20 protein-coding genes are annotated in these 19,642 nt (G+C 72.9%); 10 read left to right on the plus strand and 10 right to left on the minus strand.

Going from position 1 to position 19,642, the window contains the following annotated elements:
• Nucleotides 1-40: 40 nt before the first annotated feature.
• From ACQEU6_RS22105 to ACQEU6_RS22125, 5 genes are all read right to left on the minus strand, one after another.
• Nucleotides 41-244 carry a hypothetical protein gene (locus ACQEU6_RS22105; RefSeq protein ID WP_499334542.1) on the minus strand — a complete coding sequence of 68 codons (204 nt, stop codon included), beginning with the start codon at nucleotides 242-244 and terminating at the stop codon, nucleotides 41-43.
• Between the two features lie 10 nt (nucleotides 245-254).
• The gene (locus tag ACQEU6_RS22110) at nucleotides 255-896 is read right to left on the minus strand and encodes a DUF5947 family protein (RefSeq protein WP_499334544.1); all 642 of its coding nucleotides are present in this window, start codon (nucleotides 894-896) and stop codon (nucleotides 255-257) included.
• Nucleotides 893-1,384 carry a NifU-related iron-sulfur-binding protein gene (locus tag ACQEU6_RS22115; RefSeq protein ID WP_499334547.1) on the minus strand — a complete coding sequence of 164 codons (492 nt, stop codon included), beginning with the start codon at nucleotides 1,382-1,384 and terminating at the stop codon, nucleotides 893-895. Before ACQEU6_RS22115 ends, ACQEU6_RS22110 begins: the two co-directional genes overlap by 4 nt.
• On the minus strand, nucleotides 1,384-3,189 hold the full coding sequence (locus ACQEU6_RS22120; RefSeq protein ID WP_499334549.1) for a nickel-dependent hydrogenase large subunit: 1,806 nt from the start codon (nucleotides 3,187-3,189) through the stop codon (nucleotides 1,384-1,386). The genes ACQEU6_RS22115 and ACQEU6_RS22120 overlap by 1 nt, the downstream gene beginning before the upstream one ends.
• A 134-nt stretch (nucleotides 3,190-3,323) precedes the next feature.
• Nucleotides 3,324-4,373, minus strand: coding sequence for an NADH-quinone oxidoreductase subunit B family protein (locus ACQEU6_RS22125; RefSeq protein ID WP_499334552.1), 1,050 nt, complete (start codon nucleotides 4,371-4,373; stop codon nucleotides 3,324-3,326).
• A gap of 182 nt (nucleotides 4,374-4,555) precedes the next feature.
• On the opposite strand from ACQEU6_RS22125, the gene ACQEU6_RS22130 reads away from it, so the two are divergent.
• From ACQEU6_RS22130 to ACQEU6_RS22140, 3 genes are read left to right on the plus strand one after another with little or no spacing between them, the layout of a single operon-like run.
• The gene (locus tag ACQEU6_RS22130; protein WP_499334555.1) at nucleotides 4,556-4,894 is read left to right on the plus strand and encodes a hydrogenase maturation nickel metallochaperone HypA/HybF; all 339 of its coding nucleotides are present in this window, start codon (nucleotides 4,556-4,558) and stop codon (nucleotides 4,892-4,894) included.
• Nucleotides 4,887-5,675: a hydrogenase nickel incorporation protein HypB gene (gene hypB, locus ACQEU6_RS22135; RefSeq protein ID WP_499334556.1), complete on the plus strand. Its 789-nt coding sequence runs from the start codon at nucleotides 4,887-4,889 to the stop codon at nucleotides 5,673-5,675. Before ACQEU6_RS22130 ends, hypB begins: the two co-directional genes overlap by 8 nt.
• 56 nt (nucleotides 5,676-5,731) lie before the next feature.
• Nucleotides 5,732-6,769 (plus strand): aldo/keto reductase, encoded by a 1,038-nt coding sequence (locus ACQEU6_RS22140; protein ID WP_499334558.1) that lies wholly within the window; start codon nucleotides 5,732-5,734, stop codon nucleotides 6,767-6,769.
• 48 nt (nucleotides 6,770-6,817) lie between these two features.
• Here the strand turns inward: ACQEU6_RS22140 and ACQEU6_RS22145 are convergent, their stop codons facing one another.
• Both ACQEU6_RS22145 and ACQEU6_RS22150 read right to left on the minus strand, forming a co-directional pair.
• Nucleotides 6,818-8,971, minus strand: coding sequence for an acyl-CoA dehydrogenase family protein (locus tag ACQEU6_RS22145; protein ID WP_499334559.1), 2,154 nt, complete (start codon nucleotides 8,969-8,971; stop codon nucleotides 6,818-6,820).
• A 121-nt stretch (nucleotides 8,972-9,092) separates the two neighbouring features.
• Nucleotides 9,093-10,097 (minus strand): oxygenase MpaB family protein, encoded by a 1,005-nt coding sequence (locus ACQEU6_RS22150; protein ID WP_499334562.1) that lies wholly within the window; start codon nucleotides 10,095-10,097, stop codon nucleotides 9,093-9,095.
• A 109-nt stretch (nucleotides 10,098-10,206) separates the two neighbouring features.
• Here ACQEU6_RS22150 and ACQEU6_RS22155 point away from each other — a divergent pair, with 109 nt between their 5' ends.
• Complete coding sequence (locus ACQEU6_RS22155; protein WP_499334564.1) at nucleotides 10,207-10,845, plus strand: TetR/AcrR family transcriptional regulator; 639 nt, start codon at nucleotides 10,207-10,209, stop codon at nucleotides 10,843-10,845.
• 19 nt (nucleotides 10,846-10,864) lie between these two features.
• Here ACQEU6_RS22155 and ACQEU6_RS22160 read toward each other — a convergent pair whose 3' ends face one another.
• Nucleotides 10,865-11,278, minus strand: a complete 414-nt coding sequence (locus tag ACQEU6_RS22160; protein ID WP_499334566.1) for a MerR family transcriptional regulator — start codon at nucleotides 11,276-11,278, stop codon at nucleotides 10,865-10,867.
• Nucleotides 11,279-11,361: 83 nt separating this feature from the next.
• Between ACQEU6_RS22160 and ACQEU6_RS22165 the strand changes: the two genes are divergently transcribed.
• Entirely contained in the window at nucleotides 11,362-12,969 is a 1,608-nt protein-coding gene (locus ACQEU6_RS22165; RefSeq protein ID WP_499334567.1) for a peptide chain release factor 3, read from the plus strand.
• 14 nt (nucleotides 12,970-12,983) lie between these two features.
• Here ACQEU6_RS22165 and ACQEU6_RS22170 read toward each other — a convergent pair whose 3' ends face one another.
• On the minus strand, nucleotides 12,984-13,613 hold the full coding sequence (locus ACQEU6_RS22170) for a TetR/AcrR family transcriptional regulator (protein WP_499334569.1): 630 nt from the start codon (nucleotides 13,611-13,613) through the stop codon (nucleotides 12,984-12,986).
• A 107-nt stretch (nucleotides 13,614-13,720) separates the two neighbouring features.
• Between ACQEU6_RS22170 and ACQEU6_RS22175 the strand changes: the two genes are divergently transcribed.
• The 5 genes from ACQEU6_RS22175 (at nucleotide 13,721) to ACQEU6_RS22195 (ending at nucleotide 18,163) form a co-directional block, all read left to right on the plus strand.
• Nucleotides 13,721-15,136 (plus strand): MFS transporter, encoded by a 1,416-nt coding sequence (locus tag ACQEU6_RS22175; RefSeq protein WP_499334572.1) that lies wholly within the window; start codon nucleotides 13,721-13,723, stop codon nucleotides 15,134-15,136.
• A gap of 473 nt (nucleotides 15,137-15,609) precedes the next feature.
• Complete coding sequence (locus ACQEU6_RS22180; RefSeq protein ID WP_499334574.1) at nucleotides 15,610-16,023, plus strand: COG4315 family predicted lipoprotein; 414 nt, start codon at nucleotides 15,610-15,612, stop codon at nucleotides 16,021-16,023.
• Complete coding sequence (locus ACQEU6_RS22185) at nucleotides 16,010-16,519, plus strand: COG4315 family predicted lipoprotein (protein ID WP_499334576.1); 510 nt, start codon at nucleotides 16,010-16,012, stop codon at nucleotides 16,517-16,519. The genes ACQEU6_RS22180 and ACQEU6_RS22185 overlap by 14 nt, the downstream gene beginning before the upstream one ends.
• Nucleotides 16,516-16,956: a hypothetical protein gene (locus tag ACQEU6_RS22190; RefSeq protein WP_499334579.1), complete on the plus strand. Its 441-nt coding sequence runs from the start codon at nucleotides 16,516-16,518 to the stop codon at nucleotides 16,954-16,956. Before ACQEU6_RS22185 ends, ACQEU6_RS22190 begins: the two co-directional genes overlap by 4 nt.
• Before the next feature lie 283 nt (nucleotides 16,957-17,239).
• Nucleotides 17,240-18,163: a DMT family transporter gene (locus tag ACQEU6_RS22195; protein ID WP_499334581.1), complete on the plus strand. Its 924-nt coding sequence runs from the start codon at nucleotides 17,240-17,242 to the stop codon at nucleotides 18,161-18,163.
• A gap of 153 nt (nucleotides 18,164-18,316) precedes the next feature.
• Here the strand turns inward: ACQEU6_RS22195 and ACQEU6_RS22200 are convergent, their stop codons facing one another.
• The gene (locus ACQEU6_RS22200) at nucleotides 18,317-19,312 is read right to left on the minus strand and encodes a hypothetical protein (protein WP_499334583.1); all 996 of its coding nucleotides are present in this window, start codon (nucleotides 19,310-19,312) and stop codon (nucleotides 18,317-18,319) included.
• Nucleotides 19,313-19,642: the final 330 nt, after the last annotated feature.

Below are 19,642 nucleotides of genomic sequence, written 5' to 3' on the forward strand. Positions count from 1 at the left end.
CGAGGGGGGACGACCCCCCACGCCCCCCGGTTCGCTGCGCTCATGCCGGTGACAGATTCGGCATGGAGTCGAGGATCGGTCCGTGACCGTCCGGGTTGATCCCCGTCGAGCGGGCCGCGGTGGACGTGCCGTCGGGCAGGTGCCCGACCTGCTTGTCGTAGTTGCCCGTCGCGTTGCCCTCCCGGACGCCCTTCGTGTGCGCGGGCTTGTCGGGAGTGACGTCGGGCTTCCCCACTCTGATCATCGTGATCCCCTCATCTCGCCGGCGGCCGCCCGGGCCGCCCCAACTCGGTGAAGAACGCGCCGATGTGATGCCAGACCGCGTCGCCGCCGGTGAAGCCCGTCCAGTGCTCGCGCAGCAGGGCGGTGAGGCGGTAGCAGTCGTCGACCGGGAGGATCCAGTGCTCGGCCGCGTCCCGCGCCCGGTGCACGACGAGCGCCTCCACGTCCGGGCGCAGCTCCGCCAGGACGGGGTTGGCCTCGGCCAGGCGCCGCCAGCTCGCGGCGTGGACGGCCGCGTGCAGCGCCCCCGCCGGACTCGGATAGCGGGCGGTCACCTCGCCCGTGTCCGAGACGGAGAAGAAGGCCAGGTCGACCGGGACGCCGAGGGCGGACCACAGCGGGCCGTCCAGGCGGAACCCGGTCAGCTCGCGCCGCCGGTCCGGGACGAGCCGGTAGTGCCGCCCGCCCGCCGCCTGGCCGTCGAACAGGACGGCGCACGCCCCGCACGCGCACAGCAGCTCGCCCTTCTCCAGGTCGAGCAGGTGCCGGTGCGCGTCGTGCACCGGTTCGGCGCACAGCTCGCACCGCTCCACGGCCCCGGCCGGCGGCGGCGCCGGTCGCGGCGGAGCCGAGGCCAGCGCGGCCAGCCTCGGTGTGGAGAGCTGCGGCGTCATGCGCGGCTCCGCACCTGGTCCAGGGTGATCAGCACCTTCTCCGGCGCGGGCGCCTCGACCTCGACGTCGACGCGCTCCAGTTCCGGCGCCGCGGCGAGGGCCGCCCGCTTCACGGCGTCCAGCACCGGGCGGGGCGGGGCGGCGCGCCCCTCGGCCGCCGCCCTCAGGCGCACCGCGTTTCCGTCGACCCCGGTCAGCTCCACGGACGTGCGGTGCTTGGCCAGGAACCCCTCCAGCGCGGCGAGGGCCCTCCGGACCCGCGCCTCCGGCGTCTCGGGGTGCAGGCCGTGCATCGCCAGCATGTGGCAGACCAGCTCGTCCCCGGCCAGCTTCGCGGCGTCCGCGGAGAGCCGCACGATCCGGTCCAGGGCCTCCCCGTACAGCTCCACCAGCGCCTGGACGGCCTGGTGCGCCCCGGGGTCGAGCCCGTCGAGCAGCCCTTCGAGGCGCAGGACGTGCTCGCGGACGCGCTCGTCGTCCCAGCCCATCACTGGCCTTCCTGTGCGCCGAACATCGGGGAGTGCCGCTTCTGGACCGTCCGGCCGTTGCCGACGTACATGTGCACGCCGCACGGCAGGCACGGGTCGAAGCTGCGGACCGTCCGCATGATGTCGATGCCCTTGAAGTCGTCCGGGCCGTTCTCCTCGAAGATCGGCTGCCCCTGGACGGCGTCCTCGTAGGGGCCGGGCGTGCCGTAGGAGTCGCGCGGGCTGGCGTTCCACGGCGTCGGCGGGTAGGGGTGGTAGTTGGCGATCTTGCCGTCGCGGATGACGAGGTGGTGCGACAGCACGCCGCGGACCGCCTCGTGGAAGCCGCAGCCGATCGCCTCGTCCGGGACGTCGAAGTCGGTGAACACCTTCGTCCGCCCGGACCGGACCTCGTCGAGGGCCTTCTCCGCGAAGTGCAGCGCCATCCCCGCCGCGTAGGCGATGAAGTAGGCGCGGGCCCGGTCGCGCTCGATGGTGTTGGCGTACTGCGGCGGCTTCCACTCCAGGTTGACCTCCGGCATGCCGGGGGTCTTCGGCAGGTCGATCTGGACGCTGTGCCCGGTGGAGCGGACGTACGGGGTGTCCACCTCGCCGGCGAGCGCGGTCGCCCACAGCCGGGCGAGCGGACCGCCTCCGGTGTCGAGCGCGAGGTGGTCGCCGCTCTCGGGGTGGCGCCAGCGCGGGCTCATCACCCAGCTGTACTTGCCGCCGTCGAGGTCGCGCTTCTGCGGGTTCGGCAGCGTGGTCTGGTTCCACGGGTGCCGCTGGTCGATCGGGTTGCCGAGCGGGTCCTCCTTGACGAAGGTCTCCTCGTTGGCCCAGTCGTCGTAGTAGGAGCTGCCGAGCAGGATCCGCATGCCGAGGTTGATGTCGACCAGGTCCGTCGTGACGAGCTGCCCGTCCACGACGACGCCCGGGGTGACGTAGGCGGCCCGCCCCCACTCCGACATGTGCCGGTAGTCGTAGTCGCACACGTCGGGGTTCTGGAAGGCGCCCCAGCAGCCGAGCAGCGTCCGCCGCCGGCCCACCTGGTCGTAGCCGGGCAGCGCCTCCAGGAAGAAGTCGAAGATGTCGTCGTTCATCGCGACGGCCCGCTTGACGAAGTCGAGGCAGCGCGTCAGCCGGACGAGGTAGTCGGTGAACACCTGCGGCGTCGCGACCGTCCCCACGCCGCCCGGGTACAGCGTGGACGGGTGGACGTGGCGCCCCTCCATCAGGCAGATCATCTCGCGGGTGATGCGGCTGAGCTGGAGGGCCTCCTTGTAGACCGAGCCCTCGAACGGGTTGAACGCCGTCATGATGTCGGCGATCTTGCGGAACCCGTGGACGGAGCCGCGCGGCGCGTCGGTGTTCTTGGCCGTGGCGAGCAGGCCCGGGTTCGTCTCGGCGACCATCCGCTCGCAGAAGTCGACGAAGACCAGGTTGTCCTGGAAGAGCGTGTGGTCGAACATGTACTCGGCGGCCTCGCCGAGGTTGATGATCCACTCGGCGAGCGGCGGCGGCTTGATCCCGTACGCCATGTTCTGGGCGTAGATCGAGCAGACCGCGTGGTTGTCGCCGCAGATGCCGCAGATCCGGCTGGTGATGAAGTGCGCGTCGCGGGGGTCCTTGCCCTTCATGAACACGCTGTAGCCGCGGAAGATGGACGAGGTGCTCCGGCACTCGGCCACCTGCCCGTTCGCAAAGTCGATCTTGGTGTAGATGCCGAGGTTGCCGACGATCCGGGTGATCGGGTCGAACGCCACCTCGACGAGCCCCGTCTGCGCGGCCGCCCGTTCGCCCCGCGTCCGCGTCCCCTGCTTCATGACTCGCCCCGCTTCATCGCTCGCCCCTGTTCCATCGCCCGGCCGCCGTCCGTCGGCGCGGCCGTCCTGCGCTCGTGTCGTTCCTGGTCAGGCCGTGCCGCGCCGGCGGGTCCGCCCGCCGGCGCGGTCCTCGCTCACTGGTGCGGCCAGCGGGGCCGGTAGCCGCTGGTCAGCCTCTCCCGGTTGTGGCGCCACTTCGGCTCCCGGTTCGCGCTCTTGTTGGTGATCGACCGCATTTTCCGGATGAACGGCCCATAAGACCGCAGCAGCGTCGTGGAGAGGCTCGCCCCCGGCGGCTCGTCCATGAACGGCATGAACTTGTCCGGGAAGCCGGGCATCGTGCAGCCGATGCAGATTCCACCCACGTTGGGGCAGCCGCCGACGCCGTCCATCCAGCCGCGCTTGGTGACGTTGCAGTTCACGACCGGGCCCCAGCAGCCGACCTTCACCTGGCACTTCGGCGAGTTGTAGTCGCGCGCGAAGTCGGCCTGCTCGTAGTAGGCGGCGCGGTCGCATCCCTCGTGGACGGTCTTGCCGAACAGCCACGTCGGGCGCAGCTTGTCGTCCAGCGGGATGACCGGCGCCTGCCCGGCCGCCTGGTGCAGCACCCAGAGCAGCGTCTCCATGAAGTTGTCCGGCTGCACGGGGCAGCCCGGCACGTTCACGATCGGCAGCCCGCCCGCGGAGCGGAAGTCCCAGCCGAGGTAGTCGGCGAGGCCCATGCAGCCGGTCGGGTTGCCCGCCATGGCGTGGATGCCGCCGTAGGCCGCGCACGTGCCGATCGCCACGACCGCCCACGCCTTCGGCGCGAGCCGGTCGATCCACTCGTTCACCGTGATCGGCTCGCCGGTCTCGGGGTCGTTGCCCATCGACGTCCAGTAGCCGTCCCCGTTGATGTTCTCGTTGGGGATCGACCCCTCGACGACGAGGACGAAGGGCGCCAGCTCGCCGCGCGCGGCCTGCCGGAACGCCTCCATGAACTCGTCGCCGTTCTCGTAGGCGAGCACCTTGTTGTGCAGGTGGACCTTCGGCAGGCCCGGTATCGCGCCGAGGACGACGTCCTCGATGCTCGGCAGCGAGGCCGCGGTCACCGAGACCGTGTCCCCGTCGCAGCTCATTCCCTCGGAGGTCCACAGAATGTGGATCTCCTCCGTCAGCGGTTCCGCCGGAGCGGCGCTCGTCATCGCTTCCCCCCTCGGCCGGCAGAGGTCATCACCCCATGCGGTTGCCCCGCGGGAACGGCGCGAAACACCGCCCGAAAAGCCCCTCAAGCCGTTTCCCCGATTCGGTAAACACACCGTTTGAGCTGGGAAGATCGAGGGCAGCAGAACGGCGCTGGGACAATGGAAGCGGGCCGGGAGGGCGCGTGCACGAATTGGCCGTGACGGAGAGTGTCATCGCGGCAATTTCTACCCAATTGCCCGATTCGCGGGTGGTGGTGGTCCACCTCGAAATAGGGAGACTTTCCGGAGTCATGCCGGACGCGGTGCGTTTCTGCTTCGAACTGGCCGGCGAGGGGACGTGCGTCGAGGGCGCGCGCCTCGACATCACCGAGCCGGAGGGCGTCGGCGACTGCACCGCCTGCGGGGCCTCGTTCCCCGCGCGCGATCCGCTGGCGCTGTGCCCGTGCGGCAGCGCCGACGTGGTGATCAGCGGCGGCGCCGACCTGACGATCAAAGCGGTGGAGGTCCTCGACGATGTGTGAGACCTGCGGCTGCGACGGCGGGGACGCCGCGCGCCTGACGACCCTGACGGCCCCGGGGGACGGCCCCGGGCACCCCGCCGGGCACGTTCACGTCCACGAGCCCGTCCACGGGCACGGGCACGAGGACGGGCACGTCATGACGCTGGGCCAGAAGGTGCTGGCCCGCAACGACGACCTGGCCGGCCGGAACCGGGCGTGGCTCGCCGAACGCGGCATCGCCGCGCTCAACGTGATGAGCTCCCCCGGCTCGGGGAAGACGACGCTGCTGGAGCGCACCGTCGCCGACCTGAGCCCGGACCGCCCCGTCTCGGTGATCGAGGGCGACCAGGAGACGCTGCTGGACGCGCGGCGCCTCGCCGCCGCCGGGGCCCGGACCGTCCAGGTCAACACGGGCGCCGGCTGCCACCTCGACGCCGCGATGGTGGCCGGCGCGCTGGCCGCGCTGGCGCCGCCGGACGGCTCCACGGTGTTCGTCGAGAACGTCGGCAACCTCGTCTGCCCGGCGCTGTTCGACCTCGGCGAGCGGGCCCGCGTGGTGCTCATGTCGGTCACCGAGGGCGACGACAAGCCGCTGAAGTACCCGCACATGTTCCGCGGCGCCGACGTCCTGCTGCTCAACAAGACCGACCTGCTGCCGCACGTCGACTTCGACGTGGACGCCTGCCGGGACGCGGCCCGCCGGCTGTGCCCCGGGCTGCGCGTCCTGCCCGTCTCGGCGACCCGCGGCGACGGCCTGGACGCCTGGTACGACTGGCTCGACGAGGCGACGGCCGGGCCTTGACCTGGAGCGCGCTCCAGCACCTAGCGTTCTGCGCGAGCGACTGACGAGGAGCACGCATGCAGTACCGCAAGCTCGGCCGTACCGGCGTCGAGGTCAGCACCCAGACCCTCGGCGCGATGATGTTCGGCGCCGTCGGCAACCCCGACCACGCCGAGTCCGAGCGCATCATCCACCGGGCGCTGGACGCCGGGATCAACTTCATCGACACCGCCGACATGTACTCGGCCGGTGAGAGCGAGGAGATCGTCGGGAAGGCCCTCCAGGGCCGCCGGGACGACGTCGTCCTCGCCTCCAAGTTCTTCTTCCCGCTCGGCGAGGAGCGCAACGCGCGGGGCGGCTCGCGGCGGTACATCGTCCGCGCCGTGGAGGCCAGTCTGCGCCGCCTCGGCACCGACCGCATCGACCTGTACCAGATGCACCGCCGCGACTGGGGAACCGACCTGGAGGAGACCCTCGACGCCCTGACCGACCTCGTCCGCCAGGGCAAGGTCCTCTACGTCGGGTCGTCGTCCTTCCCCGCCGACTGGATCATCGAGGCGCAGTGGGCCGCCGAGCGCCGGGGCGGCGTCCGGTTCGTCTGCGAGCAGCCGCAGTACTCGATCTTCTCGCGGTCGATCGAGGAGTCGATGCTGCCCGCGGCGCGACGGCACGGCATGGGCGTCATCCCGTGGAGCCCGCTCGCCGGCGGCTGGCTCACCGGCAAGTACCGGCGCGACGAGCAGGCCCCCGCGGGCTCGCGCTTCGCGCCCTCGGACGACTCGCCGTGGGCGGGCCGCACCGTCGACACCGACCCCAGCGCCTCGGCCCGCTACGACGCCGTGGAGCGCCTCACCAAGATCGCCGAGGGGGCGGGCCTGTCGCTGACCCACCTGGCCCTCGGGTTCGTGGCCGAGCACCCGGCCATCACCTCGACGATCATCGGGCCGAAGACGATGGCGCAGCTGGAGGACCTGCTCGGCGCCGCCGACGTGCGGCTCGACGCCGCCACCCTCGACGCCGTCGACGAGGTCGTCCCGCCGGGCACCGACATGGCCGGCATCCGGCACGGGACCGGCAACCCGTCCCTGGACGCGGACCACCGCCGCCGGTCCTGAGCCGGCGGCCGTGACCCGGGCGCGGTCGCGCCGGGGCCCGGGCCGCCCCTACCGGATCAGCGGGTCGCGCGGCAGGCCGAGGATGCGCTCGGCGATCTGGTTGCGGGTGATCTCGGAGGTGCCGCCCGCGATGGACATGCCGCGCGACCCGAGGCGCATCAGCCCCGCGAACTGGCCGAGGCCCTCGGTGAACGCGGTCTCGGGACCGGCGAACTCGGCGAGCAGCGCGGCGGTGGCGTGGCCGTGCTCGGCGAGGACGAGCTTGGTGATGTTGCCCTCGGGGCCCGGCTCGCCGCCCGCGACCGCGCGCTCGGCGGACCGCAGGTTGAGCAGGCGCAGGGCCTGCTCCTCGGCGGCGTACGCGCCGACGCGCTCGGCCGCCGCCGGGACGCGGTCGCCGCGCTCGGCGTAGAGCCGGAACACGTCGGGGCCCGGCGGGCCGCCGACGCCGCCGCCGATGCTGACCCGCTCGTTGCCGAGGGTGGCGCGGGCGACCGTCCACCCCCGGTCGGGCTCTCCGACGACGTCGGCGTCGGGGACGAAGACGTCGGAGAAGAACACCTCGTTGAAGTCGGAGGTGCCGGTCGTCTGGCGCAGCGGCCGGACCTCCACGCCGGGGTGGTGCATGTCGACGACGACCATCGTGACGCCGGAGTGCTTCGGCGCGTCGGGGTCGGTGCGGACGGTGGCGAAGCCCCACCGGCAGTACTGGGCGCCGCTCGTCCACACCTTCTGGCCGTTGACGAGCCAGCCGCCGTCCACCTTGACGGCGCGGGTCCTGACGGCGGCCGCGTCCGACCCGGCTTCGGGCTCGCTGAACAGCTGGCACCAGACCTCCTCGCCGGTCAGCGCCGGGCGCACCCACCGGTCGACCTGGTCCTGCGTGCCGTGCTGGACGAGCGTGAGGATCACCCAGCCGGTGATGCCGAGCTGGGGGCGCTTCACGCCCGCCGCGCGGAACTCGTCCTCGATGACCAGTTGCAGCCCGGCGCTCGCCTCCAGGCCCCAGGGGCGCGGCCAGTGCGGCTGCACGTAGCCGGTCTCGATGAGCCTCTCGCGCTGCTCGGCCGCGGGCAGCGCGGCGATCTCCCGGGCCAGCCCGCGGATCTCCGCGCGCCGCGCCTCGGCCTCGGGCGGCAGGTCCAGGCTCGCCTCCCGGACGGCCCCGGCCGCCCCCAGCCGGGTCACGTCCCGCTCCGCGGCGTGCGGGCCGGCGACGGCCTCCAGCGTCGCGGCCCGGCGCAGCAGCAGGTGCGCGTCGTGCTCCCAGGTGAAGCCGATGCCGCCGTGCACCTGGATGTTCAGGCCCGCGTTGGAGGTGAAGGCGGGCAGGGCGAGCGCCGCCGCCACGGCCGCGGCCAGCTCGAACTGGTCGGACGGGCCGGACGCCGCCCGGGCCGCGTCCCACACCGCGGCGGTGGCCAGCTCGGCGGCGACGAGCATGTTCGCGCAGTGGTGCTTGACGGCCTGGAACGTCGCGATCGGCCACCCGAACTGCTGCCGCACCTTGGCGTAGGCGGTGGCGGCGTCGACGCATTCCAGCGCGCCGCCGACCGCCTCGGCGGACAGCAGCGTCCGGGCGGCGGCGGTCGCGTGCGCGCGGGCCCCGGCGAGGACCTCCACGGCCGCGCCGTCCAGCCGCACGCGCGCGGAGCGGCGGGACGGGTCCAGGTTGCCGGGCACCTCGACCGCGACGCCCGGCGCGCCGGTCCGCACGACGACCATGTCGTCGCCGGCGGGCAGGACGAGCAGTTCCGCGAGGCCGCCGCCGAGGACGACGCCGGCGTCCCCGGTGGCGGCGCCGCCGGTGACGGTGACCGCGCCGTCCAGCCCGAGGGCCGCCGGCGTCGCGCCCGACGCGAGGCCCGGCAGGAGCCGGGCCCGCTGCTCCCCGTCCCCCGACGCGGCGACCGCGGCGGACGCGATCATCGTCGGGAGCATCGGGCCGGGCGCGGCGGCGCGGCCGAGTTCCTCGGCGACCACGACCAGCTCCGGCAGGCCCGCTCCGCCGCCGCCGCCGTGCTCCTCGGGAAGGTGCAGCCCGAGCAGTCCCAGCGCGGCGAACTCCGCCCAGAAGGCGGGCAGGGCCTCCTTGTCGGCGTCCAGCAGGGCGCGGTTCGCCGCCCGCGCCTCCTGGTCCCGCAGGAACGAGCGCGCCGTCCGTGCCAGCTCGCGGTGTTCGTCGCTGATGGCGATCGCCATGGCCCCTCCAAGCTTCCGTCCCGGCCAGAACACCAGAATGTCATTCGGTTACCGTCCGGGGCGAGGGGGGAGACCCGATCGGTCCTCCCCGTGCGCCCCCCCGATCAACCGGCGGCACGGGTCAGGCGGTGGCCTCCACCTCCGCGCGCGACAGCACCGGATCCGGCGCGTCCGGCGCGGTGGAGGCGACCGGGGCCGACACGCCCGCCGCGACCCGCTCCCGCGCCTGGCGGAACTCCGGCAGCGGGCCGGTCGCGTCGTGCAGGGCGTTGAGGACGGCCCACAGCGTCGTCCGGCGCAGCCGCAGCGCCACCGGGTTGGGCGGCTGGTAGAGGGCGAGCTTGCGCGCCCACTCCGGCAGCATGTCGCGGGCCGCCCAGTCCATGAACGGGCTGCCGGGCTCCCACGGCCTGGTCTTGCTGTCGCGCAGGTTGGGCCCCGTCCCGAACGCCTTGATCGGGGTGATCGCGAGGCGCGGCAGATAGGACTCCAGGCACTCGGCGACCTCCGCCTTGGTGGCGGGCAGGTCCGTCCCGCCGAGGGCCTCGCCGACGCGGACGAACTCGCGGTAGTAGCGCTCCAGGCCGTCGCCCTTGAGCGGGCGGCGGTGGTAGCGCTCGTGCGCGGTCGCCAGCCCCCACACCACGGTCGCGTAGTTCCAGCGCAGCCACTCGGGGTCGTCGGCGTCGTACGCCAGCCCGTCCGGGCGGGTGCCCTTCACCGTGTGGTGCATGGCGCGGACGGTCCGGGCGAGGCGCTCGGCCGTCGCGGTCGAGCCGTAGGCCGTCCCGATGAAGAACGAGAGGGAGTGCCCGAGCCGCACGGCCGCGCCCTCGGGGTCGATGCCGCCGGTCGGGACGCCGTCGACGCGCTCGGGGATGCGGGAGTGGTCGTAGGCCATCCAGCTGATGCTCGGGTCCAGGCCCTCGATGTAGGCGGCCCCGACCAGCCCGAGCAGCAGCGTCGGCAGGTGCGAGTGGACGTACCAGACCGCGCTGCCGGGCCCGAACCAGCCGGGGTCCCCCTCCGGACCCGCGAACTCCAGCCCGCGGAAGAACCTGGAGCGGATCTCGGCGTCGAAGGCCCGCTCGAACCGCGCCGCGATGATGTTGGTCCTCGATGGCATGCCGCACTCCCGGCCAATTCTGGTGACAACTGTATCCAGAGTAAGTGTATGGGTACACCCGTGTCCAGACTTCGGGGAGCCCGCGGCCCGCCGGGGTAGGGTGGCCGGCATGGCGAGCACGCGCACGGCCGCGTCCACGCGGTGGGCCGGCGTCCCCGCGAGCCGGCGCCGCGACGAGCGGCGCGCCATGCTCGTCCGGGCCGCGTTCCGGCTGTTCGGCGAGGAGGGCGAGGCCGCCCTCACCGTCCGCGCCGTGTGCCGCGAGGCCGAGCTGCACACGCGCTACTTCTACGAGAACTTCACCGGCACCGGCGAGCTGCTCGCCGCCGTCTACGACCGGGAGGCCGCCGCCCTCGGCGAGGTCCTGGCCCGCGCCCTGGACGAGGCGGGCCCCCACCCGGGCGTCCGCACCCGCGCCGGCATCCGCGGCGTGCTGAGCTTCATCAGCGACGACCCCCGCCGGGGACGCGTCCTGTTCGCCGAGGCGCACGGCAACGAGGTGCTGGCCGAGCGCCGCCGCGCCGCGCAGACCGCCCTGCTGGAGGGCGTCCTCGCGATGAGCCGCGCCGAGAGCCCGCCGCTCCCCGTCGTCGTCGCCGCGACGATGTTCACCGGCGCGATGACCGAGCTCGCCCAGCAGTGGGCCGACGGACGCCTGGGCGGCGACCTCGACGCCGTCGTCGACAGCGCGGTCGAACTCTCCCTCGCGCTGCACGCCACGGCCGCTCCCCGCCTCTCCGGCGGGTAGCGGCGCCGGCGCGGTCCCGTCAGGCGTGCCGGCGCAGTTCCGCCGAGAGCTCGGTGGAGAACCGCTCGGCGTCCGACAGCCGCGTGCGGATCTTGTCGCAGCGCTCCTCGACCAGGGAGCGGTAGAGGGCCAGGCGCCCGGTGAGCTCGGCGCGCACCGCGTCGCCGCCGTCGCCGCCGTCGCCGCCGTCGCCGGAGCGGAGCCGGTCCAGGACGGTCAGCAGGTCGCGCATCTCCTCAAGGGTGAAGTCGAGCGGCTTCATCCGCTTGATGACCAGCAGGCGCGCGACGTCCTCGTCGGTGTAGAGGCGGAATCCCCCCTGGGAGCGCGCCGTGGGGAGCGCGAGGCCGACCTCCTCGTAGTGGCGGATGGTGCGCAGGCTCAGTCCGGTCCGGTCCGCGACCTCGCCGATCTGCATGTGCCTGCCGCCCATCGGGCTCCTTCCCACCTCACCGGTCAACCTACTCTTACGTGAGGTTAGAGTATGCGGGGACGGTCGTCGGAGAGGGGAGCGCGGTGAGCGCCGGAATCGGCACGGCGGAGGACGTTGCGGCGGAGGCGGCGCGGCGCCGGACGTTCGCGGTCATCAGCCACCCGGACGCGGGCAAGTCCACGCTGACCGAGGCCCTGGCCCTGCACGCGCAGGCGATCGAGCAGGCGGGCGCGGTGCACGGCAAGGCCGGCCGGCGGGGCGTGCGGTCGGACTGGATGGACATGGAGCGCTCGCGCGGCATCTCCATCACCTCCTCGGTGCTGCGGTTCGAGTTCGGCGACGCCCTGCTGAACCTGCTCGACACCCCGGGCCACGCGGACTTCTCCGAGGACACCTACCGCGTGCTCGCCGCCGTCGACGGGGCGATCATGCTGCTGGACTCGGCCAAGGGCCTGGAGGCGCAGACGCTCAAGCTGTTCGACGTGTGCCGCCACCGCGGCATCCCCGTCATCACGTTCGTCAACAAGTGGGACCGGCCGGGCCGCGAGCCGCTGGAACTGCTGGACGAGGTCGAGCAGCGCATCGGCCTGCACCCGGCGCCGCTGAACTGGCCGGTCGGGATCGCCGGCGACTTCCGCGGCCTGATCGACCGCGCCGACGGCGCCTACACCCGGTTCCGGCGCACCCCCGGCGGCGCCACCCGCGCGGCCGCCGAACGCGTCCCGGCCGAGCGGGCCGCCGCCGAGGAGGGCCCGGCCTGGGCGACCGCGAACGAGGAACTGGCGCTGCTGGAGGAGATCGGCGCCGTCCTCGACATGGACGCCTTCGCCGCCGGCTCCTGCACCCCCGTCCTGTTCGGCGCCGCGCTGCCCAACTTCGGCGTGAGCGCGCTGCTGGAGACCGTCCGCCGCCTGGCGCCCGCGCCGTCCGCCCGCACCGACGCCGGCGGGCACGCGCGCCCGGTGACGGCGCCGTTCTCCGGGCAGGTGTTCAAGGTGCAGGCGGGCATGGACCGGGCGCACCGCGACCGGCTGGCCTTCATCCGGGTCTGCTCGGGCCGGTTCGAGCGCGGCGCGACCCTCACGCACGCCCCGACCGGGCGTCCGCTGGCGACCAAGTACGCCCAGACCGTCTTCGGCCGCGACCGCTCCACCCTGGACGCCGCCTACCCCGGGGACGTGATCGGCCTGCCCAACGCCTCGGGCCTGACCGTCGGCGACACCCTCTACGTCAAGACCCCCGTGACCTTCCCGCCGATCCCGGCGTTCGCCCCCGAGTACTTCATGGTGGCGCGGGTCAAGGACAACAGCCGGGCCAAGCAGTTCCGCCGCGGCATCGACCAGCTCGACGGCGAGGGCGTCGTGCAGGTGCTGCGCAGCGACCTGCGCGGCGACCAGGCCCCCGTCCTGGCCGCGGTCGGCCCGCTCCAGTTCGACGTGTTCACCGCGCGGATGGCCGACGAGTTCGGCGCGCCGGTCGAGCTGTCCCGCCTCGACTACACGACGGCCCGCATCACCGACAAGGAGTCCGCCGAGACGCTCGACGGTCGCCGCGGCGTCGAGGTGCTCACCCGCACCCTCGACGGGTCCCACGTCGCGGTCTTCGTCGACAAGTGGCGGGTGCGCGCCATCGAACGCGAACACCCCGGCCTCACCCTCACCCCCATGCTCGCCGCGGGGGTCCCCGACTGACCTCCGGCGCGGCGCTACCCGCGTCCGGGAGGCGCCGGGTAGAGGGCGGCGATCGCGGAGACGACGCGGTCGCGCGCCGCCTCCGGCGCGATGATCCCGATCAGGACGTAGTAGGCCAGGCCCTCGGCGAGCGCGACCAGGTCGACCCCCGCGCCGCCCGGCTCCACCCGCCCCGGCAGGAGCCCGGCCTCCCGGTCCCGGCGCAGAAGCCCGGCGACCTGCCCGTGGAAGCGCTCGTAGTCCGCCCGCATGCGCCGCGCGATCCCGTCGTCGGTGAGGGCCAGGGCGGTGAAGGACTGGCGGACGCGCATGTGCGCCCGCGTCTCGGCGTCGTGGGCGATGAGCTCGGTCAGGACGGCGGTGAGCACCGCGCGCGGCGCGGCGCCTTCGAGGTCCTCGCCCACGAGTGACCTGATGCGGGCGCTGCTCAGCTCGTTGCCGCGCTCGAACGCGGCCTCGACGAGCTCGCGCCTGGTGGGGAAGTAGTGCTGGACGCGTCCCGCCGACACCCCCGCCCGCGCCGCGACCTCGGTCAGCGACACGGCCGGCAGCCCGCGCTCGGCGACGACCGCCAGCACCGCGTCGGCGATCTCCCGCCGCCGCACCTCGTGCCGCGCCCCCGGCCCGCGGGTCCGCCGCTCCATCGCCTCACCTTTTCAATGTGGACACATCGAATTGACGTCCCAGTCTAGCCGACCTAGCCTGACGCCGAGCAGAACAATGCGGTCACATTGATTTGGTGGGAGTCGGCATGGCACGAGCCCGACCGGAGGACGTCCTCACGACCTCCGTGACCCCGGCCGCGTCCCGGGTGATCCTCTCCCTGGCCTGCGCCGCCCAGTTCATGGTCGTGCTGGACGTCTCCGTGGTGAACGTCGCGCTGCCCTCGATCCGGGCATCGCTGGGCTTCACGGCCGGCAGCCTCCCGTGGGTCGCGGGCGCCTACTCCCTCGCCTTCGCCGGGTTCCTGCTGCCGGGCGGCCGCCTGGCCGACCTCTACGGGACGGGACGCGTCTTCGCCGCCGGCCTCGTCCTGTTCGCCGTCCCCAGCCTGGCCGGCGGGCTCGCGACCGCCCCGGCCCCGCTGATCGCGGCGCGCGCGGCGCAGGGTCTCGGCGCCGCCGTCCTCGCTCCGGCGACGCTGACCGTCCTCACCACCACGTTTCCCGAGGGCCCCCGGCGCACCCGCGCCCTCGCCGTCTGGACGGCGGTGAGCCTGGCGGGCGGCGCGGCGGGCAACCTCGTCGGCGGCGTCCTCACGCAGTCGCTGTCCTGGCGCTGGATCCTGCTGATCAACGTCCCGGTCGGCACGGCCGCGCTCGCCCTGACCGGCCGCGTTCCGCGGCCGCCCCGCAGGGCCGGGCACGCCGCGCGCCTCGACCTGCCGGGCGCCGCGTCGGTCACCGCGGGGCTCGCCATGCTCGCCTACGGCGTCATGCAGGCCGAACCGCGCGGCTGGGACGATCCCGTGACCGTGGCCGTCCTCGCCGGCGCGGTCCTCCTGCTCGGCGCCTTCGTCCTCATCGAGACCCGGCTGGCCCGCGACCCGCTGATCCCACCGCGGCTGCTCCGCCTGCGGGCCGTCTCCGCCGGCAACGCGATCATGCTGCCGGCCGGCGCCTGCTTCCAGGTGCCGATGTGGTACTTCCTGACCCTCTACATGCAGGACGTCCTGCACTACACCGCGCTCCAGACCGGCCTCGGGTTCCTCCCCCACACCCTGCTCACGATGGCCGTCGGCCTGCGCGTCACGCCGTGGCTCATGAAGCGCGCCGACGACCGGGCCCTCGTCATCGCCGGCGCCCTGGTCGCCGCCGCCGGCTTCCTCTGGCAGAGCCGCGTCCCCGCCGACGGCGACTACCTCTCCGCCGTGCTCGGCCCGGCGGTCCTGGTCTCCCTCGGTGCCGGGCTGCTGAACACCCCCCTGACCGCCACCGTCACCTCGGGCGTCTCCCGAAGCGACGCCGGCGCGGCCTCCGGCCTGACGAACACCGCCAAGCAGGTCGGCGGCACCCTCGGCCTGGCCGCCCTCACCGCCGCCACCGCGCCGTCCGCGGCCGACCCCTGCGGCGACGCCTTCCTGATCATGTCGATCACGCTGCTGGCCGTCGCCGCCGCCTCCCTGGCCCTCCCGCGCAGGCGCGACGCCGCCGGACCCGGCGCGTGAGCCGTCGATCCGCGCCCCCAATGCCCGGGCAGCGGGACGCCAATCGCCTCGGCCGCCGTTTCCCCCGCCGCCATGGGCATGCCAATGGTCGTTCAGCAGGGGAAAAGACCAGCTCATGGCGCAGGTAAGGGCAGTTCGCTCCCCCAGCGCGCCGGGTATGCGCCGCCAAAGGGAGGTGACCGGCCCGTCCGGCACCTCGCTCCGAAAGGAGGGCACGCATGTTCAGGAAGAATCCGGCCGACGTCCGTTCCCCCGCACAGGCCGCGGTCCAGCGGCGCCGTCGAGCGCGAACCGCGGTCCCGCTGGCCGCCTGCGCGGCCGCCGCAGCCGCGGCCGCGGTCGCCGGGTGCGGCACCGGGGCGAGCGGCTCCAGTTCGACGACGTCGCCCACGGCTCCGACGACGTCACCCCCGACCTCGGCCCCTACCTCCACCGGCAGTCCTACGGGCGGCGCCGGCGGAGGCGCCGGCGGCATGATCAAGACGGCGAGCGTGGGGCAGCTGGGACAGATCGTGGTCGACGGCCAGTCCCGGACGGTGTACATGTTCCAGAAGGACACGGGGACCACCTCGACCTGCTCCGGGTCGTGCGCGGCGGTGTGGCCGGCCGTCACGACCAGCGGGAAGCCCCAGGCCGGTTCGGGAGTGAACGCGTCGAAGCTGGGCACCACCACGCGGAGCGACGGCACGACCGAGGTCACCTACGCCGGGCATCCTCTGTACTACTACGCGCCTGACGGCACCACGAGCGGCAGCGCGAAGGGACAGGGGCTCAACCAGTTCGGCGCCAAGTGGTACGTGCTGTCCCCGTCCGGCACTCCGGTGACGAAGCAGGCGTCGCCGTCGCCGTCGCCGTCGCCGACGGGTGGCGGTGGTGGCGGTTACTGAGACGCGCCGTCCCCACCGGACGGCGCGCTACGGCAGGGGGCTGCTCGCCGCTTCGCTGGCGGCGTCGGCCCTCGCCGGCTGCTCGACCGCGACCAACTCGCAGGATCCCGGCCGGACGCAGATCCGGTCGGCCGAGACGCCGCGCCTCGGGCAGATCCTGGTGAACCAGAAGGGGCGAACGCTGTACCTGTTCGTCGCCGACCCGCCGAACCGGTCGACCTGCTCGGGGGCATGCGCGAGCATCTGGCCGCCGGTGACCACCCAGGGCGTCCCGACCACGGCCGGAGGCGCCCAGCAGTCGCAGATCAGCACGATCAACCGCTCCGACGGCCCCCCGCAGATCGTCTACGGGGGCCACCCGCTGTACTACTTCCAGGCCGACACCGGACCCGGCGACACCCACGGCCAGGCCCTCACCCAGTTCGGCGCCGAATGGTACGCCGTCTCACCTCAGGGCCAGCAGGTCCAGAGCGGAACGAGCGCGGGAGCGCCATGAACAACATGCTGCGCTATCTGGGCGTGCTGCTGCTGTTCGGCATCGGCGGCGTCCATCTCTACGAGTACCTCGCGGACCACTACCGCGTCATCCCGATCATCGGCGTGCTGTTCCTGCTCAACTTCATCGGCGCGGTGCTGCTGGGGCTCTCCCTGGCCGTCCCGTTGGGGTCCCTGCCCGGCGTCGCGTCCGTGCCGGTCGCCGGCCGCGCGCCGCACGCTTTCGTGGCGCTCGGCGCGATCGTGTTCTCGCTGGGCACCCTCGCCGGCCTTCTGATCAGCGAGCAGAGCGCCCTGTTCGGCTTCCACGAGTACGGCTACCGAACCACCGTCTACCTCGCGCTCGGCCTGGAATCCGGCGTCGTCGTCGTGCTCACCGCCTACCTGGCCCTCGAAAGGCCGGCGATGGCGAACCGTGCGCCGAGGGGCGCCCGGTGACGCTCCGTGCCGGTGGGCCGCACGCGCTGTTCGAGCGCGGGGGGGGTAGATTGAGGGCGCAACCAACAAACTGAAGAGCCGTCCCGGCTTTTGAGTTGCTCCGCGAATGCGGGTGCGACGAGGAGCCGGGGCGACGATCTCGGGATCCTTCGCGCGCCCCGCGAACCAAGGGGATCTCGTGAATCGACGAACAGGGCGCCTGCGAGGTTTTGTCGCAGGGCCCCACAAGAATATGGGATCGCCGCCAGGCGATCCCCGTACCAGTGACAGGAAAGTGCTCGCGATGGCCGTGGCGGCCAATGCGGCGGGCGCGATCAACGGCTACTTCCTGGTGGCCGTCGGCGTGACCGAACATGTCGGGCCGGTGACGACGGCCTTCGTCTTCGTCCTCGCCGGCACATCGGTCTTCTGGCTCGTGTACCGGCCGTCGGTGCGGAGCCCCTGGCCCGTCTGGAAGCAGGCCGTCCAACTGGGCACCGCCCTGGGAACGAACCACGTGGCTTTCCAGTTCGTCCTGCGGTGGGTCCGGCTGCAGGTCATGGAGTCGCTGGCGTTCCTGTTCACTGCGACTTTCATGCTCGGCGCTGATGTCGTCCGAGACGTCCGACGGAAGACCTACTCGACCGTTCTGTGGCCGATCGCGGCGGGGCTGGGCATCTGGGCCCTGACGCGGGATACGGTCGAGGGCGCGGGCGAAGGGGTCTTCTCGGACGCCGTCCCGCGAATCCGCGTGGTGGATCTGCAGATTCCCGGCTGGGTTCTGGGGGTGGGCGCGCTGGCCGTCACGGCGGCCACCTACGCCTTCGCCCAGAAACGCCTGGAAATTCTCGACGTGGAGATCAAGGGAAAGGCCAACACCCTTTCCGGATTTCCCACGCTCGCCATCCTCGCGGTCACCGCGTGGACCATGGAGGGCGGTTGGAAGGGCATGACCGCCGACTACTGGCCCTACCTGCTGTACTGCGTGGCGAGCGGCCTGTTCGGCGCGCTCTGCGGCGGCATCGTCCGGGTGAAGGCCTACGAGCGGGGGCTCCGGGCGTCCACGGACGCGATGCTCCTGCCGCTGCGGACCCTCCTCGGAACCTCGGTGGGGATGCTCGTGGCGGGAGTGGCCCCCGGCCCTTCGGGACTGGGGGCGATCGGCCTGATCCTCGCCGCCTCCTACGGGGCCGCGAAGATCCAGAGCCGGAAGTCCGGCTCTGACTGATCCGACGGCGGGGAGGCTCACCTCCCCGCCGTTCGCGCGCCCGGCCGCAGCCGGAACGACGATGGGGAGGGGCCGCGGCCCCTCCCCACTGGTGGTGCTTGCTCCGGGCGGGCCGCGGCGCGTGCGCCGCGGCCCGCTCGGCCGGTGTGCCCGTCAGGCGGGCTCGTCCCCGACCTCGAAGGTGGAGCCGTCGCTCGACGGCACCAGCTTCGGGATCGGGCGCTTGCAGGCGACGATCGCGGCTATCACGACCACGACCATCCCGCCCCAGCCCCAGGCATCGGGGATCTGCTCCTCGCCCAGCAGACCGATGCTGGCGCCCGCGAGGCCGATCAGGCACGCGATCGGGCTGTCGAACAGGTAGAGCAGGCTCGACAGCGACAACGAGAGCTTGTCGGCCACCCAGGCGCCCATGAGCGTCGGCAGCGCGAAGGACAGGATGCCCGCGACGGAGCCGAGGCCGAGCACCTTCCACGACAACTCGGAGAACCCGCCTCCGAGCGGGACGCTCATCCCCCACACCGCGAGGGCGGTGAAGGGAATCGCGACCAGGTCGGCCACCGCCAGGATCCTGAGCCGCTCCACCTTCGAGTAGCTCACGTCGTAGAGGCAGCTGAGGTAGTTCCAGAAGCTCCAGGCCCCGAGAAGGCCGATGGCGATCCCGAAGAGCATCTCCCAGCGGAAGTGCCCGAACTCGGCCCAGGGCTTGTTGAGAACCGTCACGGCCGCGAACGCGACCACGCGAACCGCGACGTTCAGAGCCGCGAGCCGAAGGACCCTCTTCGTCATCCTCTCGCGATGGCGCCAGATCTTCCACAGGTTGCTGCAGTTGATGCACAGCGGACCCGCCGCGGACATCGTGACGATGGCCCCGAGTCCCACGGTCTGGATGCCGTAGGGGTACAGCGCGTTGAGGATCAGGATCCCCGCCCCGAGGCGAGCGACGACCCAGCGGTCGTGGGTCGTGAGCGACCGCAGGGGAAGGGGCCTTCGCGTCAGGCAGACCACGACGGCACCGAAGACGACGCCACCGACCACGGAGGTGACGAGCCCGCTGGCGAGCGGATCCTCCACAGCGTTGAAGCCCCAGCCGATCCCTTGAATCGTGATTTCCAGCAGTACGAAACAGCAGAGGCCGAATACCAGCACTGCCTCTCTCCTTTGTGACGACCTCCGCCCTGAGGACGGAGGTGGCTGTGATCCCGTGGACCACGGCGTGCTCTGGCCGATCGGGCCAGGACACGCCGGGATTCCGCAGAATCCGGACATGCCCCGGCGTGATGGCCGGAACAGTGATGACCGTGTGGAGAAAGCCGGCAGGCGCAGCGCGGCCGGCGAAGAGACGACGCAGATCACACGACCCGCGCGGGCTGGTGCCGATGCCTCCGATGGGCATTGGAACGGGGCGTCACCGCCGGGGGAGAAGAACGTCTCCGAGGCGGGCCGGCCCGGGGGCGTGAACGCGAAAAGGCGGCACCC

This window comes from Spirillospora sp. CA-108201, assembly GCF_050936235.1.
GTDB lineage: Bacteria > Actinomycetota > Actinomycetes > Streptosporangiales > Streptosporangiaceae > Spirillospora.